General features: G+C 74.5%; 1 pseudogene. It reads right to left on the bottom strand.

Annotation, left to right across the window (positions count from 1 at the left end):
* Positions 1–746 (bottom strand): annotated as a pseudogene (locus AC5LUJ_RS11005) (hypothetical protein); the annotation flags it as partial.

Genomic DNA, 746 nt, shown 5'->3' with positions numbered 1-746 from the left:
AGTGGAACAGCAGCAGACAGACGTTGCCCGTGCGCGGGCCGGTGATCCACCTGCCGAGCGCCTCGGAGAACGCACGGCGCTCGCCGACATGGGCGAGGAACTGGTCCGCCCGTACCACGGCCACGGCCGTGCGGACCTCGTCCTGGGTCATGTAGTGCTCAAGCATCTGGATGAGGAACGTGTCACGCATCCCCGTCCGGCGGCGCGGCGCGCCCACCGCCGCCGCCGGCCGCGCCTCGTAGTCGGCGGCGGCACCTGATAGCGGCCCGTCACTATCCGCGACGCCACTCACCGACGCCGGGGAGCGTAGCTGCATCCGCCGCCCCTGCGGCCCGGAGAAGTACCGCATCCCACCGGCCCGGCCTGCCCCAGCGTCCGGCGCCGGTCCGTCCGGCGCCGGTCCGTCCGACGCGGGTCCGTCCGACGCGGGCCCGTCCGACGCGGGCCCGTCCGACGCGGGCCCGTCCGACGCGGGCCCGTCCGGCGTCCGCGCGGGCCTCGGGTGCCGGCGGCCGGAACGTGCCCGGTTGGTGTAGCCCGCCGAGTCCGCGTCGCGGAAGTACAAGGAGTCACGAGCCGAGCAGAAGGCGACCCGGTCGAAGCCCCCGGCTCGCAGTTCCTCCCACAACGCCTCCTCGATGCCGCGCTCCTGGTAGTCACGGCTGACGAAGACGTCGTCCGTCCCGATGCCGTACAGCACGAACACGGCGTCGCCGCCGGGCCGCACCGCCTCGGCGAGCCGCTCG

It is taken from the genome of Protofrankia sp. CiP1_Cm_nod3, from assembly GCF_982290655.1.
Note: the sequence above shows the minus strand (reverse complement) of the source record. Positions and strands in the feature narration are given on the sequence as shown.